Annotated in this window: 16 protein-coding genes and 1 tRNA gene; 7 read left to right on the top strand and 10 right to left on the bottom strand. The window is 36.9% G+C overall.

Annotation, left to right across the window (positions count from 1 at the left end; all coding sequences use genetic code 11):
• The first annotated feature begins 34 nt into the window (after positions 1–34).
• The 3 genes from CHB58_RS04470 to CHB58_RS04460 are packed head-to-tail and all read left to right on the top strand — an operon-like array spanning position 35 to position 3,462.
• Positions 35–472, top strand: a complete 438-nt coding sequence (locus tag CHB58_RS04470) for an NADH-quinone oxidoreductase subunit NuoE family protein (RefSeq protein ID WP_089322914.1) — start codon at positions 35–37, stop codon at positions 470–472.
• On the top strand, positions 465–1,739 hold the full coding sequence (locus CHB58_RS04465) for a complex I 51 kDa subunit family protein (protein ID WP_089322913.1): 1,275 nt from the start codon (positions 465–467) through the stop codon (positions 1,737–1,739). Before CHB58_RS04470 ends, CHB58_RS04465 begins: the two co-directional genes overlap by 8 nt.
• Positions 1,732–3,462: an NADH-dependent [FeFe] hydrogenase, group A6 gene (locus tag CHB58_RS04460; RefSeq protein ID WP_089322912.1), complete on the top strand. Its 1,731-nt coding sequence runs from the start codon at positions 1,732–1,734 to the stop codon at positions 3,460–3,462. Before CHB58_RS04465 ends, CHB58_RS04460 begins: the two co-directional genes overlap by 8 nt.
• Before the next feature lie 37 nt (positions 3,463–3,499).
• Here the strand turns inward: CHB58_RS04460 and CHB58_RS04455 are convergent, their stop codons facing one another.
• From CHB58_RS04455 to CHB58_RS04445, 3 genes are all read right to left on the bottom strand, one after another.
• Entirely contained in the window at positions 3,500–4,540 is a 1,041-nt protein-coding gene (locus tag CHB58_RS04455) for a polysaccharide deacetylase family protein (protein ID WP_219350077.1), read from the bottom strand.
• A complete protein-coding gene (locus CHB58_RS04450; protein WP_089322911.1) occupies positions 4,470–5,294 on the bottom strand; it encodes a glucosaminidase domain-containing protein in 825 nt (274 codons plus the stop codon). The genes CHB58_RS04455 and CHB58_RS04450 overlap by 71 nt, the downstream gene beginning before the upstream one ends.
• 96 nt (positions 5,295–5,390) lie before the next feature.
• Positions 5,391–8,018, bottom strand: coding sequence for a valine--tRNA ligase (locus tag CHB58_RS04445; protein WP_089322910.1), 2,628 nt, complete (start codon positions 8,016–8,018; stop codon positions 5,391–5,393).
• Positions 8,019–8,139: 121 nt separating this feature from the next.
• On the opposite strand from CHB58_RS04445, the gene CHB58_RS04440 reads away from it, so the two are divergent.
• The 3 genes from CHB58_RS04440 to rpmB all read left to right on the top strand — a co-directional run bounded on the left by CHB58_RS04440 (position 8,140) and on the right by rpmB (position 9,603).
• Positions 8,140–8,478: a hypothetical protein gene (locus CHB58_RS04440; RefSeq protein ID WP_089322909.1), complete on the top strand. Its 339-nt coding sequence runs from the start codon at positions 8,140–8,142 to the stop codon at positions 8,476–8,478.
• Between the two features lie 10 nt (positions 8,479–8,488).
• Positions 8,489–9,322: an oxygen-binding di-iron domain-containing protein gene (locus CHB58_RS04435; RefSeq protein WP_089322908.1), complete on the top strand. Its 834-nt coding sequence runs from the start codon at positions 8,489–8,491 to the stop codon at positions 9,320–9,322.
• Between the two features lie 92 nt (positions 9,323–9,414).
• Positions 9,415–9,603 (top strand): 50S ribosomal protein L28, encoded by a 189-nt coding sequence (gene rpmB, locus CHB58_RS04430; RefSeq protein ID WP_089322907.1) that lies wholly within the window; start codon positions 9,415–9,417, stop codon positions 9,601–9,603.
• Positions 9,604–9,634: 31 nt separating this feature from the next.
• Here the strand turns inward: rpmB and CHB58_RS04425 are convergent, their stop codons facing one another.
• Genes CHB58_RS04425 through mqnC form a run of 7 tightly spaced genes read right to left on the bottom strand, consistent with a single transcriptional unit; the run spans position 9,635 to position 15,705 of the window.
• Positions 9,635–10,240 (bottom strand): TlpA family protein disulfide reductase, encoded by a 606-nt coding sequence (locus tag CHB58_RS04425; protein WP_089322906.1) that lies wholly within the window; start codon positions 10,238–10,240, stop codon positions 9,635–9,637.
• On the bottom strand, positions 10,225–11,004 hold the full coding sequence (gene trpC, locus CHB58_RS04420) for an indole-3-glycerol phosphate synthase TrpC (RefSeq protein WP_089322905.1): 780 nt from the start codon (positions 11,002–11,004) through the stop codon (positions 10,225–10,227). The genes CHB58_RS04425 and trpC overlap by 16 nt, the downstream gene beginning before the upstream one ends.
• Positions 10,979–12,379, bottom strand: a complete 1,401-nt coding sequence (glmU, locus tag CHB58_RS04415; protein ID WP_089322904.1) for a bifunctional UDP-N-acetylglucosamine diphosphorylase/glucosamine-1-phosphate N-acetyltransferase GlmU — start codon at positions 12,377–12,379, stop codon at positions 10,979–10,981. Before glmU ends, trpC begins: the two co-directional genes overlap by 26 nt.
• Before the next feature lie 8 nt (positions 12,380–12,387).
• Positions 12,388–12,828 (bottom strand): NUDIX domain-containing protein, encoded by a 441-nt coding sequence (locus CHB58_RS04410; RefSeq protein WP_089322903.1) that lies wholly within the window; start codon positions 12,826–12,828, stop codon positions 12,388–12,390.
• Complete coding sequence (locus CHB58_RS04405) at positions 12,825–13,661, bottom strand: DUF3108 domain-containing protein (protein WP_089322902.1); 837 nt, start codon at positions 13,659–13,661, stop codon at positions 12,825–12,827. The genes CHB58_RS04410 and CHB58_RS04405 overlap by 4 nt, the downstream gene beginning before the upstream one ends.
• A complete protein-coding gene (gene queA / locus CHB58_RS04400; protein ID WP_089322901.1) occupies positions 13,591–14,622 on the bottom strand; it encodes a tRNA preQ1(34) S-adenosylmethionine ribosyltransferase-isomerase QueA in 1,032 nt (343 codons plus the stop codon). Before queA ends, CHB58_RS04405 begins: the two co-directional genes overlap by 71 nt.
• A 9-nt stretch (positions 14,623–14,631) precedes the next feature.
• Entirely contained in the window at positions 14,632–15,705 is a 1,074-nt protein-coding gene (mqnC, locus tag CHB58_RS04395) for a cyclic dehypoxanthinyl futalosine synthase (protein ID WP_089322900.1), read from the bottom strand.
• A gap of 110 nt (positions 15,706–15,815) precedes the next feature.
• On the opposite strand from mqnC, the gene CHB58_RS04390 reads away from it, so the two are divergent.
• Positions 15,816–15,891 (top strand) — tRNA-Gly (locus tag CHB58_RS04390).
• Positions 15,892–16,058: the final 167 nt, after the last annotated feature.

Below are 16,058 nucleotides of genomic sequence, written 5' to 3'. Positions count from 1 at the left end.
GTAAAAATGGGGGAAAACTTCCTGTGAGGGTGTGATGAAAGAGGATAATCTTTTTTTAATTGAGGAACTTTTGAAGATTCAGGAAGAATCTGGGTTCCATTATATTCCGTCTGAGAAGGTTCTTGATGTGGCAAAAAAGTTTTCTAAAAGTCCTTCAGAAATATATTCTATCATCTCTTTTTATCCGAGACTTTCAAATAAACCTCGTGGAAAGTATCTTATAAGGGTTTGTGAAAACCTTCCGTGTCATATAGAAGGAGCTGAGGAGGTTGTGGAGGCTATAAAGGAGTATCTTGGAATAGATTTTGGAGAAGCAACTCCTGACGGTAAGTTTTATCTTGAAAAAACATCGTGTCTTGGGTTGTGTGCCATTGCTCCTGTTATTCTTATCAATAATAAGCCTTACGGTCATCTTACCCCTGCAAAGGTGAAGGAGGTTTTAAGGGGCTATATGGAGGAGAGGAATGATTGATTTTAAAGTTATTGGTGAACCTATAATTCTTAAGAATGCACGGAAAATATGTCCTGAAAATATAGAAAAATGTATAGAAGCAGGAAGATACAGTGCTTTAAAAAAAGCCCTTACGCAGATGACTCCCTTGCAGGTTATAGAGGAGGTTAAAAAGTCTCAGTTAAGGGGAAGAGGTGGAGCAGGTTTCCCAACAGGATTAAAGCTTGAACTTGCTGCTAAAGAGAGCTCAGATGTTAAATATATAGTTGTTAACGGTGAAGAGGGAGAACCTGGAACTTTTAAAGATAGGATCATAATGGAGGATTCTCCCCATCTTTTAATAGAAGGAACAATTCTGGCCGGATATGCTGTTGGTGCAAAAAAAGCTATAGTGTGTATAAGATGTGATTATGTTCATGCAATTAAAAGGATGGAGAAAGCTATAAAAGATGCTTATGAGAAAGGTTTTCTTGGAGAAAATATTTTTGGTACCGATTTCTCCTTTGATATGGTTATAGAAAGGGGTGCCGGTGCGTATATTTGCGGTGAGGAAACAGCACTTCTTGAGATGATAGAGGGAAAGAGAGGAGAGCCGAGAAAGAAACCTCCGTTTCCTCCCCAAAAAGGACTTTATGGAAAACCTACAGTAGTAAATAATGTTGAAACCCTTGCAAATTTACCTTTTATAATAAATGAAGGTGCTGATAGGTTTTTAGAGTTTGGAGTGGAAGGTTCTCATGGAACGAAACTTTTTTCTCTTTCCGGGGATATAAACTGGAGAGGATTGATAGAGATTCCTTTCGGAGCAACATTACGGGAAATCATCAATCTTGCAGGTGGAATAAGACATAACAGAAGACTTAAAGCTGTTATTTTAGGTGGTGTTTCAGGAACGCTTGTTAGAAGTGATGAGGTGGATATTCCTGTTGATTATAAGTCTCTTGGTATTATTGAAGCAGGACCTGGGTGTGGGACGGTTATTGTTCTTGATGAGACAAGAGATATTGTTGATGTTGCAGAGAATATTATGGAATTTTTTAAAACAGAATCCTGCGGAAAATGTAGGCCTTGTAGTCTTGGAACGGTTACTTTATGTAAGCTGATTCACAAAATCAAGACAGGTGAAGGGACAGTTGAAGATCTTGAGAAGATAGAAAAGGTTTCAATAGGAATGAGAAAGGCATCCTTCTGTGGTCTTGGACAGACGGCACCCAATATAGTTTATCAATCTATTCAAAAGTTTAAAGAGGAGTGGCTTGCCCATATAAAAGGGGGTAATGATGGCTAAAACCGTGAATTTAAAAATAAACGGGAAAAATTATGTTGTGGAATCCGGGCAGACTATTCTTGATGTGTGCAATAAGCTTGGCATTTACATTCCAACTCTCTGTTTTATGAAAGGGATTAGTGAAGGTGGACATTGTGGCCTGTGTGTTGTTGAGGTTAAAGGAGCGAGGACACTTTTAAGGGCCTGTATTACTGAAGTTTTTGAAGGGATGGAAGTAATAACAGATTCTCCGTTCGTAAGAGATGTGAGGAAGACTGTTTTTGAGATGATTCTTGCTGACCATAAAGTAGAATGTCCTGTATGTAAAAGGGACGAAACATGTGAGATAAAGAAAGTTGCAAAGTATATGGGGCTTCCTGAGTTTGACTTTCCAGAGCTCTGTGAAATTGAGTTTAAGGATAACTCCATAATCAGCCGTGAACCTGCAAAGTGTATTAAGTGTAAAAGATGTATATCAACCTGTCAGCTTATTCCCGGAATAGGGATTTACGGATTTGTCGGTAAAGGGCATGAAGCTACGGTTGAGCCGCCGGAATCTGTTTCTATGGATGAAACACCCTGTATAGTTTGTGGTCAGTGTGTTGTTAGGTGTCCCGTAGGAGCTTTAACAGAGAGAGATGATATAGATAAGGTTCTTGAAGTTTTAGCAGATGAAAAGAAAACAGTATTTGTTTCTTTTGCGCCTTCTGTAAGGGTGGCAATAGGGGAAGCTTTTGGAATGGAGCCTGGAACGGTTGTTGTAGGTAAGCTTGTTTCAGCTTTAAGAAAGCTTGGATTTGACAGGGTTTATGATGTTAACTTTGGTGCTGACCTTACAATCGTTGAGGAAGCAAATGAACTTATAGAAAGGATAAAAGGGGATAAGCCTTTACCTATGGCAACTTCCTGCTGTCCGGGATGGGTGAATTTTGTTGAAAGATTTTATCCGGAGTTTATTCCTTATCTTTCAACCTGTAAATCTCCTCAGGCGATGCTTGGTGCTCTTGTGAAGGCTTATATGGTTGAAAAAGAGGGTATTTCAAAAGAAAACATTGTTCATGTTACTGTTATGCCGTGTACAGCTAAAAAGTATGAAGCTGCAAGAGATGAGCTTGCAGGGGATACCGATATTGTTTTAACCACAAGAGAACTGGGAAGACTTTTAAAGATGTTTAATATAGATATCAGAGATTTACCGGAAGATGAAGCTGATAAACCGTTTGGTGAATATACAGGTGCAGGAACGATTTTCGGTGTAACAGGTGGTGTTATGGAAGCAGCTTTGAGAACGGCTGCCGATTGGCTGTCAGGCGGTTCTTTTGATAAGATAGAGTTTGAATCTGTAAGGGGATTTGAGGATTTAAAATTTGCCGATGTTGAGGTCGGAGATAAAAAAATAAAGGTTGCAGTAGCGCACACTCTGTCTGCGGCGGTTCGTCTTCTTGAGATGATAAAAAATAAGGAAGTTGATATCCATTTCTTTGAAGTTATGGCCTGCCCCGGCGGATGTATCGGCGGCGGCGGTCAGCCTATTCCGACGACAAAAGATATTTTGAGAAAAAGGGCTGAAGGTCTTTACAGTGATGATGAGAAAAGAATTCTCAGAAAATCTCATGAAAATCCTTATATAAAAGCTGCGTATGAGATGTTTTTAGGTGAAATTGGCGGAGAGAAGGCTCATAAGCTTCTTCATACCACTTACAGCAGAAGACCCTGCTGGGAAGCTGTGTTTTTGAAGAAATAAACTGTTCCCGTCCTTTTTATGGACGGGATTCTTTTTTTCAGTGGATTATCATCCAGATATAATTGGCAAAATTTCCGGTTTTTCTGTTGTAGCATTCAATGGAGATTCTGTTTTTCCATCTTGTAATTTTTAAAGGTTTTGTGCTTTCTATTCTGTTGCCGATTTTTCTTGCTTTTATCCAGCCTTTTTCTGATATGTAGATGTGGCAGTTTTTGTAGTTTTCCGGGTTTTCTATTTCGGCGTAGATATTTATTAAGTTTTCTTTTATGTAATCTGCCGGTGGATTGTGTTTTATAACAGGTAGGGCTTCCTTTTCAAGCATTTTTCTGAATTTTCTCATTGTGCTCCAGCTTCCAACTACCGGTTTTCTCGGAATGAGATATACGGGGGTTAGATTTGAAACTGCGGCACTGTCTTGAGAGAATATTCCCTTGAAAAGGTTCAGTTCTTTTAGTGCTTCTATGTAGGTTTTATTGTATTCACCGTAGGGAAAGGCGTAGAAAGATGTATTTTTTCCTGTTAATTTTTTTATGATTTCCTGAGCTTTTAGTGTATCTTGTTTTATAAGTTGTTTATACTTTTTTTTATCCATTGTTTTAATGAGTTTGGCAAATCGTTTGTGGCTGTATGAGTGGTTGCCAAAGGAAACTTTTGGATAATTAGCTATCTCTGTTAGTTCTTTAGGTGTGAGATATGCCGGATAATGTCTGCTGATTCCTTCTGCATATAGGAATAAAGTAAAGGGGAAGTTATATTTTTTTAGTATTTTAAAAGCTTTCATTGTGGAGCGGTAGCCGTCATCTATGGTTATGGCAACTGTTTTAGGAGGAATGGGTTTTCCTGTTTTCAGGTAGTCAATGATTTCTTTCAGGGAAACGACGTTGTAATTGTTGTTTTTTAAGTATTCCATCTGCATTTTGAAGTCTTTCATTGATACAGAAGTGGATGGGCTGTTTTTTTCGTCAAATTTGTGATAGATGAGTATATTTGCACTTGAACTGTATGCTTTAAAGGTCAATAGTGCAGTTAGTATAAGTGCATTTATCAAACTTTTGAAGATTGTTTTTTGTGATAACACGTTTTATCCTCCTTACGTACTCTTCTCTTAATATAGAGTAATTTTTTAGATAGTCTGCAAGTATTAATGGGTCTTTTGTCTTTAACCGTGCTTTTCTCAGTTCTTCATACGCCCATCCAGTATTGATGTTATGGTAATAATCTTCTATAGAGTAGAGAGGGGATTTATACTTCTTAACTTTTGCTTTTCCGTATTTTGCTTTGATGTGTTCTGTGCTGTTTGAAAATGTCCATATGCCAAAGAGATTATTTCCCTCTATAAAGAAACGAGATGTTCCCCAGCCACTTTCTATGGCAGCTTGAGCTATAACTATACTTGGAGGCAGGGTGTTTATTCTGTAGTAAAGTTCGTTTAGGTCATTGCTTTCGTAGTTCTTTTTAAGTTTTTCAAGGAGTTGTTTTTCCTTTTCTGTTAGCTGTTTTCCTGATTCTATTTTTCCTTTGATTTTAAGAAAAACTTTTCGTTCTTTTTCTATTATGCAGTTTGCTTTAAGAACAGCAGGTGTTATTATGGATATAAAAAGTTTTTTTCTTTTAGGTGGAGGAAGTTTAAGGAGTCTTTCTTTGTTAAAGTTTGGTGTTGCTGAGATTTCTTCACAGAAGGTTTCACTTTCTACCTTTTTCTCAAGTTGGGCAGGTTTGGTTTTTACGGAACTTTCATACCTTTTTTCTGAAAAGTTTTCCTGCTTCGTTTCACATCCTGAGATTGTAAATAAAATCACAAAGAAAAACAGAAAGAAACAGCTTTTTTTCATATTTACCTCGAAACAGGTTAACTTTCAGATAGGGAAAATTTATCCTTTAATCTTGATAAATCAATAGAAGGGCGAAGCCCCAATTTTTGGGGCTTCTTAAAAGTTTTTAAGCTGGGTTAGGGTTGTATTAAGTTTATTAAACAGTTCTTTTGTTTCTTCGAGTTTATTGCGGTCCTTTTCTATAACTTCTTTAGGTGCACGGGAGAGGAAATTTTCGTTGGAGAGTTTCCTTTCAAGCTTTTCAATCTCTTTGGAAAGGGCTTTAAGTTTCTTTTCTATCTTTTCAATTTCTGCTGCTACATCTATAAGTTCTCCAATTTTTACATACACTTCTGTTCTGGGGAGGAAAAATGAGATGCTTCCTTCCGGTTTTTCTGGTGTAATGCTTATCTCTTTAACTCTTGCAAGTTGCTTGATAGCAGCGTCCATGTTTTCTATAACCTTTAATAATTTTGTATCTTTTGAATTTATTGCTATTTCTACGGCTGTTGAAGGCGGAATGTTTAGTTCAGCTTTAACGTTTCTTATTCCGCGGATTATCTCTTTTACTTTTTCCACAGTTTCTTTCTCTTCAAAGTTGTAATCTTCTTCAGGCCATGGGGCTATAACTATAGATTCAGCATCTTTATTTGGAAGTTTCTGGTATATCTCTTCGCTGATAAACGGCATAAACGGGTGGAGAAGCTTTAAAGAATCTCTTAAGATGGTAAATAGAATGTATGCAGCTGTTCTTTTTTCTATTTCTGTTCCTTTATAAATTCTGTTTTTTGAGAATTCAATGTACCAGTCGGCAAATTCTCCCCATATAAACTGGTAAAGTGCTTTTGATGCGTCGTTAAACCGGTAATTTGTAAGTTCTTTATCAACAGCTTTTGCTGTTTCGGAGAGCTTGGATAATATCCATCTGTCTTCAGGGGCTAATTTTCTTTCCCCTTCAATATCTATTCCTTCTGTGGCTGTGAGGATAAAGCGGGCTATGTTCCATATTTTGTTTGCAAAGTGTCTATATCCTTCAATTATTTTTTCTGATAATCTTATATCTCTTCCCTGTGCTGCGAGGGAGGAAAGGGTGAATCTTAAGGTATCAGCACCGTATTTTTGAATCATATCAAGAGGGTCAATAACGTTTCCTTTTGTTTTACTCATTTTTTGCCCTTTTTCATCTCTTACAAGGGCGTGAACATAAACATCTGAAAACGGCTTCTCTTTCATGAAGTGGTAACCCATCATCATCATTCTGGAAACCCAGAAGAAGATAATGTCAAAGCCTGTAACAAGAAGGTCTGTGGGATAAAACGCTTTAAGGTCATCTGTTTCTTCAGGCCATCCGAGAGTGCCAAATGGCCAGAGCGCCGAGCTAAACCATGTATCAAGTACGTCTTCATCCTGAACTATGTTTTTACTTGCGCATTTTTCACATTTCTCAGGTGTTTCTTCTGTCACTGTAAGGTGTCCGCAATCGTTACAGTACCAGACAGGAATTCGGTGTCCCCACCATATCTGTCTTGATATGCACCAATCTCTTATGTTGTACATCCAGTCAAAGAATGTGTTTTCCCACTGCTTCGGGATAAATTTTATCTCTCCTGTTTTTACAGATTCTATCGCTTTTTCTGCAAGGGGTTTTGTTTTAACAAACCACTGGTCTGAAAGGTAAGGTTCCACTACAGTTTTACATCTGTAACAGTGTCCTACTGCATGGGTATGCTCTTCAACCTTTTCAAGCAGTCCTTCATCTTTAAGCATTTTTACTATGGCTTCTCTTGCTTCATATCTGTCCATTCCTTTAAACGGTTCTACTGTAATTTTTGCCCAATCATCCATTATCTGGATAGGTGTAAGATTGTGTCTGTTTCCTATTTCAAAGTCGTTAAAGTCATGAGCCGGTGTTATTTTCACAGCTCCTGTTCCAAAATCCATGTCAACATATTCATCAGCTATTACAGGTATTTCTCTGTTTACGATTGGAAGAAGCAGTTTTTTACCTATCAAGTCTTTGTATCTTTCATCTTCTGGATTTACGGCTACGGCAACATCACCAAGCATAGTTTCAGGTCTTGTGGTTGCTACTACAATGTATCTGTCTTTTTCTCCCACCACAGGATATTTTATGTACCATAGGTATCCCTTCTCCTCTTCATGTTCAACTTCAAGGTCTGAAAGGGCTGTGTGACATCTGGGACACCAATTTATTAGCCTTTTTCCCCTGTATATAAGCCCTTCCTTATAAAGTTCAACAAAAGCTTTTCTTACAGCTTTTGAAAAACCTTCGTCCATTGTAAATCTTTCTCTATCCCAGTCACAGGAAGTTCCGAGTTTTTTTAGCTGATTGATTATTCTTCCACCGCAGGATTCTTTCCATTCCCATACTCTTTTAAGGAAGTTTTCTCTTCCGATGTCGTGACGTGTTAAGCCTTCCTGTGCCAGCTGTTTCTCCACAACCCATTGGGTTGCTATACCTGCATGGTCTGTTCCTGGTATCCAGCACACTTCATAACCTTTCATTCTTTTCCATCTGCATACGATGTCCTGAAGTGTTGAGTTCAGAGCATGGCCTATATGAAGTACACCTGTAACGTTTGGAGGAGGAAGAACAACGCTAAATTTTTCTTTTTCACCTTTTAAAACTTTTTTTTCGTCGGCGTGGAAATATTTTTTTTCAAGCCAGTAGGAGTACCATTTATCTTCAAACAGTGCAGGATTATAAGTTTTTTCCATCTCCATTGCTTTTCCTCCTTTAAGTTTAGTGGAAAGATTATACTAAAGTAAGCGAGACACTATTTTGTTTGTTAATTCACAAATAAGGGTTAATATTAATAATCAGATTTTAACTTCAGGAGGGATGATGGGTATTGCACAAAAAGCGATGGATGAAATTCCTTTTATTTCAGGTTATGCAGCTGTTAGGTTTAGCGGTGAAGTTATAGATTCAGCAGGTGAATCGGTTTCTGAAATTATAGGGAGTGTTCAGAAGGTTGTGGAAGAATATTTAAAGATGTATAGGATTCTTGGAGAGTATTCTGTGGGTATTCCGAAAGAGATTTTGATGAGCACCACCGAACTTTTCATTCTTGTAAGGGTTTACTACAACGAAGAAGTTTTTCAGGTGGCTGTTTTAAAAAGTGATGCAAATCTTGGCTATACAAGATTTATGCTTCAGCAGTATTTAAAAGAACTTGTCTAAAGGAGAAGCTATGGGACTTAAAATAGGAGAACTAAAGTCTGGTAATTTTGATATAGATAAACCTGTTTTGCTTTATGATAGTGAAAATCATAAGATTTTTTGGGTAGGAAGTTCTGAAAATCATATATTCAGGTGTAATGCTTATCTTGTTGTATCTGAAAAAGGTAATGTTCTTATTGATCCTGGCGGAGTGCTACATTTTAATCAGGTTAAGAAGAGAGTTACTGAAGTTTTAGGTGATCCTTCAAAAGTTACCCATATAGTTTCTCATCATCAAGATCCTGATGTTTCAAGTTCCATTCCTATGTGGTTTAAGATAAATCCTGATGTAACGCTTATTACTACGCCGCGAACCAAGGTTTTGCTACCCTACTTTGGGTTTGATAGGGAAAAAGTTAAATGGCTTGATGTAAGTCCTCTTGATGATACTATACTTGACCTTGGCAACGGAAACGGTCTTCTATTTTTAACATCTCCTTTTCTTCACTTTCCTGATGCTTTTGTTACGTATGATATAGGTGCTAAAGTTCTATTTTCAAGTGATATTTTTGCAGCTATACAGCCTAAGTGGCAGCTTGTTGTTACAGATATGGAAAGGCATAAGAAAGATATGATGTATTTTCATGTTTATTATATGGCTTCTCAGAAAGCTTTAAAGTATTTTGTGGATAAGGTTAAACCTTTCCCTATAGATGCTATTGTTCCACAGCACGGTTCCATTATTCCGAAGGAGTATGTGGAGGAAGCATTTGGATTTCTTGCAAACTTAAGGTGTGGAATTGACCTTCTTACCAAAGAGTCTCCTGTGAAAAGTGTTATGGATGAGCTTTTCGGAGATATTTAATTTTGCCAGTATTTAAAAAGAGTTTATCCCCTTTACAATAATAATATTTGATGATAAATTTGCACCTTGCAATTAGATAAGGAGGTGAGATTATGGCTAAATGCGCTGTATGTGGTAAGGAAACAATCTTTATTAATAAGGTAAGTCACTCTCACAGAGTGTCAAGTAAAAGGCAAAAACCAAACCTTCAAAAGGTTAGAGCGGTTGTGAACGGTGAAAAGAAGAGAATCTGGGTTTGCACAAAGTGTCTTAAGGCTGGAAAGATAGTGAAAGCTAATTGATTTAAGCTTGCGGCTTCGGCCGCTTTCACTTTTATAATTTTTTCAAAATTTTCACAATATTGGTTTCAAATTCCTTTATATCTTTGCTGTTTATCCTGTCTGCATAGAATCGTATAAATCCGTTTTTATCTATGAAAATAGACGCTGGAAGTTTTTTGATTTTTACCTGTTCTTTGAATTTTTTGAGCAGGAAGGAATCTGCCGTTAAAAATAGATTTTTTAAATTCATATCTTTTTTGTATTTTTCAAGGATTGAAAAATCTGCATCGTTTGTGTCCACGCAGAGTATAACTACGTCTTTTTGTGAGGCTATTCTGTCAAGGGTTTTTATAAGTTCCTCTGTTTCTGGTGAATAGGGATTTTCAAAAAAGAAGAGTATAACCTTTTTACCTTTAAGGGATTCTGGAGTGAAAATTTTGTTTATGGTTCTGAATTTAAAATCTGGTGCTGGAATTTTGCTTTTTTCAGTTTTGTACGGTTGTTTGTTTAGTTTCTGCTCAATTTTTTTCTCCTCTGTTTGTGCTCCTCCAGGCCTTTTATCAGGTGGTAGAAGGATATACCAGTCTGCGAAGACTGTTTTCGGTGAAAGGGATATAAATAGTATAAAAGTGAGTAAATGTATCAGTTTTCTATCCATTTTCTTAACATCTCCTCAGGGTTAGAGCTTCTCATAAGGGTTTCACCTATAAGAAATCCGTCCACTCCCGCTGTTTTTAATTTCACTATATCCTCTTTACTTTTAATTCCGCTTTCGGAAATACATATTTTACCGGCATCTTTTATTATCGGTGCTAATTTAATAGAAGTTGATAGGGAAACGGTGAAATTTTCAAGATTCCTGTTGTTTATTCCCACTATTGCGGCTCCAGCATCAAGACTTTTTCGTATTTCCTCTTCTGTGTGTGTTTCAACAAGCGGTTCCATCCCAAGGTCTCTTCCAAGAGAGATAAAATCTGCAAGTGTCTGCTTATCAAGAATGGCTGCTATAAGAAGGAACGATGAAGCTCCCAGGGCTTTTGCTGCATATATCTGGAACGGGTCTATTATAAAATCTTTCCTTAATACTGGAAGTTTTACGGTTTCGGCAATTTCTTTAAGGTAGAGTGGCGAACCTTTAAAAAACTCTACATCCGTTAGAACAGAAATAGCGGCAGCTCCGCCTTTTTCGTAAGCTTTTGCTATCTCTATATAGTTGAAATTTTTACAGATTACACCTTTAGAAGGAGATGCTTTTTTAACTTCAGCTATTATATTAATTCTGTCGTTTGGAAAAACTTTCTTAAAATTGAACGGAGTTTCTGATGTTTCTGCTATCTTCTTTACCGCTTCAAACTTTATCTCCTTCTTTCGCTTTTCAACTTCTGCTTTTTTAAATTCAACTATCTTTTTTAAAATGTTCATCCTTTAACCTCTTATTTTTCTCTCTGATAGTTTCTGCTTTTCCTTCAAGATTTATCTGTTTTGATCTTGCTATAGCAAGGGCATTTTCTGGCACATTTTTTGTGATAACAGAGCCGGCTGCTGTGATTGCGTTGTTCCCCACCTTTACAGGAGCTATGAATAGAGTATTACTTCCAACAAAAACATTTTTTCCTATTTCTGTTCTCCATTTATTGAAACCGTCGTAGTTGCAGGTTATTGTTCCTGCACCTACGTTTGTGTTTTCTCCAACTATGCAGTCTCCAAGGTATGTGAGATGGTTTGCCTTGGCTCCTTTTTTAAGTATTGCCTTTTTTGTTTCAACAAAGCTTCCGACTCTGGAGTTTTCTTCTATTACTGTGCCTTCTCTTATTCTTGAGAATGGACCTGCCGCTCCCTTTATGTGTGCTTTCTCAATGTGAGAATGGGATTTGATGGTTGCACCAGATTCTATAACAGAGTCAACTATTTCGGTAAAAGCTCCGATTGTGCAGTTCTCACCTATTACTGTTTTTCCTTTTATGTAAACCGGGGCAAAGATTTCTGTATCTTTTCCGATAGTTACTTCCGGCTCAATATAACAGCTTTCTGGATTGTGAACGGTAACGCCGCTTAGCTGAAGCTCTTTTATAAGTTTCCTTTTTAGTAGCTCTTCAGCTTTGGACAGTTCGTATCTGTTGTTTACACCCATTATTGAATCAAAATCATTTGTTTTTACCGCTTTTACTTTTAATCCTTTACTCTTAAATATCTTTAAAACATCAGGAAGATAGTACTCTTTCTGAGCGTTGTTGTTGTCTATCTCTTTTAGAGCTTCAAAAAGTAGTTCTGATGAAAAAGCATAGATTCCAGAGTTTACCTCTTTTATCTTTTTCTCCTCTTCTGTTGCATCTTTCTCTTCCACAATTTTTAAGACCTCATCTCCATCCCTTACAACTCTTCCATATCCTGTCGGATTGTCTGTTTCTCCTGTGAGAACCACCATATCGCTATCGATTTCTGAAAGCTTTTTTATATCTTCACTCTTTATTAAAGGGGAGTCTCCGTTTAATACTATAATTTTCCCATCGTAATTCTCAAATAGGTGTTCTGCACAGCTGACTGCGTGGCCGGTTCCAAGCTGCTTTTCCTGTACAACAGTTTTTACATTTTTAAAACCTTCTTTTTTTATAAATTCTTCAACCATCTCTTTTTTATGTCCAACAACCACAACTATCTCTTCCGCTTCTGCTTTTTCAGCAGCTTTTATAACATACCACAGCATCGGTTTTCCTAAAATTTTATGTAAAACCTTTGGAAGGTCAGATTTAAATCTTGTTCCTTTACCTGCTGCAAGAATAATTATTCTAAATCCCATGCTCTCTCCTACTTAAATATTGCATTTTTGTTATGTAGGTAATCTATCAGTATTTTTTTGTGATCAAACACAAGCTTTTCAAAAGGAATTTCTTTGTATGGAACAACTATTGCTTTTTTTGCGTCATCCTGCCCCTGTGGTGTTCCCCGTGCCACACATTCAAATACAACAGATACGGTATGTTGTCTTGGGTCTCTTGCTGGATCTGAATATACATGGAACTGTCTTAATATGATGACGTCAAGTCCTGTTTCTTCTTTCATTTCTCTTATAACAGCCTCTTCCACAGTTTCGCCGTAGTCAACAAATCCGCCGGGAAGAGCGAGACCGATGGGAGGATATTTTCTTTCAATGAGAACAACCCCTGTAAAATTTCCTTTATCATCCTGAATATTTATTATTCCATCTACGGTTAGAAACGGTGTTTTTATGTTTACTACAGGTTTCACTTTTTCACTCCTTTTTTATACCTTATAAGTTCTGCAACGACAGAACCTATGAGAACTTCCCCTTCAATTTTAACAGGAAGGTGCCTTTCATCTGTTGTAAGCCACATATAGACATCTTTATCCATTTTAAACACACCTTTCGGAGTTACTTCTCCTGATAGGGCACACTTGAAGGTTTCAAAGGTTCCTGCAGGCACTTTTACCTTCTCTTTTTTTAAAACTTTCACTTTTGTATTTATAAATCTGCTTCCTGTAAATACCGGGAATACTGTTTCTGCTCCGATTTCAAAAATTCCGTATTTTCTGAAGAAATAGATTCCTGTCATTATATCTTCTACAGGGATTGCCGGTATCTCGTAAGTTTTAATTTTCTCTTTCTCTCCCGGCTTTTTTGATACAACTGTAAGAGTCATGTTTTCAAGGTCATAACTGAAAAGTTTGTCTCTTATGTACCTTTTCTCTCTTTGGGAAAGGAAAGTTTTTCTTGGTGAGAGGAATCTTGTATCCCATAAGCTGTATCCTTCATCTTCAACGCCTTTAAAAAAAGCTACAACACCTGCGGTTTTAACTTTTGACTGGAATTTGTAATAGAGAATTCCGTTTTTATTCTCTTTTGTAATCCAGCTTTTTGCATCAGCTATGTGGAAAATCCACCAGTGTAAGCTGTATTTAAGTTCTTCCCCGTTAAAATCGTAATCTGTTCCTTCAACATTGTAGTTGTGCATCGGGTAAAACTCCTTTGTCTGTTCTTTACCGAAAGCTTTAATAGATAAACATAGCATCGCCATAGCTAAAAAAACGATACCTTTTCTTAACAGCCTCTTCATACGCATTTAGTATCCTCTCTCTGCCTGCAAAAGCTGACACAAGCATAAGTAAAGTTGATTTTGGAAGATGAAAATTTGTAATCAATCCATCAATTACTTTAAAATTATATCCCGGATATATAAAAAGATTTGTTGAACCTTCAAGTGATGTAGCTATTCCTTTTTCGTTAAAGCAGGTTTCAAGAGTTCTTACAACTGTTGTGCCAACAGCTATTACCCTTCTTCCCTCTTTTTTTGCTTTTTCTATTTCAATAGCTGTATCTTTTGGTACTTTATAACTTTCATAGTGCATTTTATGTTCTTCAACTTCTTCAACTTTTACAGGTTTAAATGTTCCAAGTCCGACGTGAAGAGTTATTTCCTTTATTATTACACCTTTTTCTTTAAGCTTTTCAAGAAGTTCTGCTGTAAAGTGGAGTCCTGCTGTTGGTGCTGCTACTGCTCCTTCCTCTTTTGCAAAGACAGTTTGATATTCCTCTTTATCTTTTTCTGTTTCCTCTCTGTTTATATAAGGTGGAAGGGGCATTTTTCCAATTTTATAAATTTTATTTAAGGTTGCCTCTCCATCAGTTGTGAAAAATTCAACGATTCTTTTGCCTTCTTCTTTCCGCTCAACGATTTCACAGTAAAAATTTTCGTCAAAAATAACCTTTTTTCCGGGTTTAAGTTTCCTTCCCGGCTTTCCAATAACTTCCCAGACATTTTCCTTTATCTGTCTTACTAAAAATATTTCTGCACTGCCGCCGGTGGGGAATTTTCCGATCAATCTTGCAGGTATAACTTTCGTATTGTTTATAACAAGAACATCTCCTTTGTTCATATAATGAATAATATCTCTGAAAATTCTGTGTTCTATCTCTCCGGTTTTTCTGTTTAGAACAAGCAGTCTGGCACTGTCTCTTGGCTCTGCCGGTTCTTTTGCTATAAGTTCTTCAGGAAGCTCATAATCAAAAAGGGATACCTTCATTTTTAAACCTCAAAATTCCTTTATCTTTTCATAAAGGGTTGTTCTTTGAACCGGTTTATAACCTGCGTCCTTTATCAATCTGATAATTTCTGAAAGAGGTAACCGATATTTTACTCCAGCTGCGGCAACCACATTTTCCTCTATCATCAATGAACCGAAGTCGTTGGCTCCAAATTTAAGTGCAACCTGCGCTATTTTTCCACCCTGAGTAACCCATGAAGCTTGAATGTTTTCTATGTTATCAAGGTATATTCTGGAAACTGCAAGAACTTTTAGATATCTTATCCCTGAAGCTTTCTCTTTAACTTCTCTTCCAAGTTCTGTAAAATCTGGTTGATAACTCCAGGGAATAAAAGCGGTAAATCCGCCGGTTTCATCCTGAAGCTTCCTTATAACTTTAAGATGAGAAACTATATCTTCATCAGTATCAACACTTCCAAACATCATTGTAGCCGTTGTTCTAAGTCCTAATTTGTGCGCTGTTTTATGGACATTAAGCCACTCTTTTGTTTTTGCTTTTAAGGGAGCTATCTTTTCCCTTACTCTGTCTACCAGTATTTCTGCTCCTCCTCCTGGAATTGAACCAAGCCCTGCTTTTTTTAGCCTTAAAATAGTTTCCTTCACTGAAATATTGGAGTTTATTGCTATATGTAAAATTTCTGGAGCAGAGAATCCATGTATGTGGATTTCCGGAAAATGTTTTTTAATAAAAAGAAGCATCTCTTCAAAAAATTCAATTTTTAAGTCTGGATGTAGTCCACCTTGAATTAAAATAGCTGTTCCACCAAGCTCAATGGTTTCCTCTATTTTTCTTTTCAATTCCTCCTTGGAGAGGATATAGCTTCCTTTATCCTCTTTTTCTTTATAAAATGCACAAAATTTACATTTACAGATACATATATTGGTGTAATTGATGTTTCTGTCTATGACAAATGTTACAGCTTTGTCAGGATGAAGTTTATTCCTAACGAAGTTTGCAAGTATTCCCAATTCTAAAAGATTTTCTATTTCCAATAAATAGATAGCTTCTTCATCAGAAATCCTTTCGTTATTTATTATTTTCTCTTTTATTCTTGCAAGCATTCAACTTCTCCGGTTTCAAATTTTAATTTAGCAATTATACCCTAAATACTTGACACTTTTTGTGCTATGCCTATATTAGTTGTTTGCTCTTTGAGATAACAGATAAATAAGCGGGCGTAGCTCAGTTGGTAGAGCGAAACCTTGCCAAGGTTTAGGTCGCGGGTTCAAGTCCCGTCGCCCGCTCCATATTTTTGCGTTTAATAAGTTGAAGTTAAGAAGCAAAAATATCAACACAACGGTTGACACTTTCTTGAAGACGCCTATATTTACCCCTCGCGGAAAGCGGAGCCGCGTTTTCCTGAGAGAAGTCAGGAGAAAATAGCGGCTTGCCCTTGACAAAGTCGAGAGGAAGG

Source organism: Desulfurobacterium atlanticum, assembly GCF_900188395.1.
GTDB lineage: Bacteria > Aquificota > Aquificia > Desulfurobacteriales > Desulfurobacteriaceae > Desulfurobacterium_A > Desulfurobacterium_A atlanticum.
Note: the sequence above shows the minus strand (reverse complement) of the source record. Positions and strands in the feature narration are given on the sequence as shown.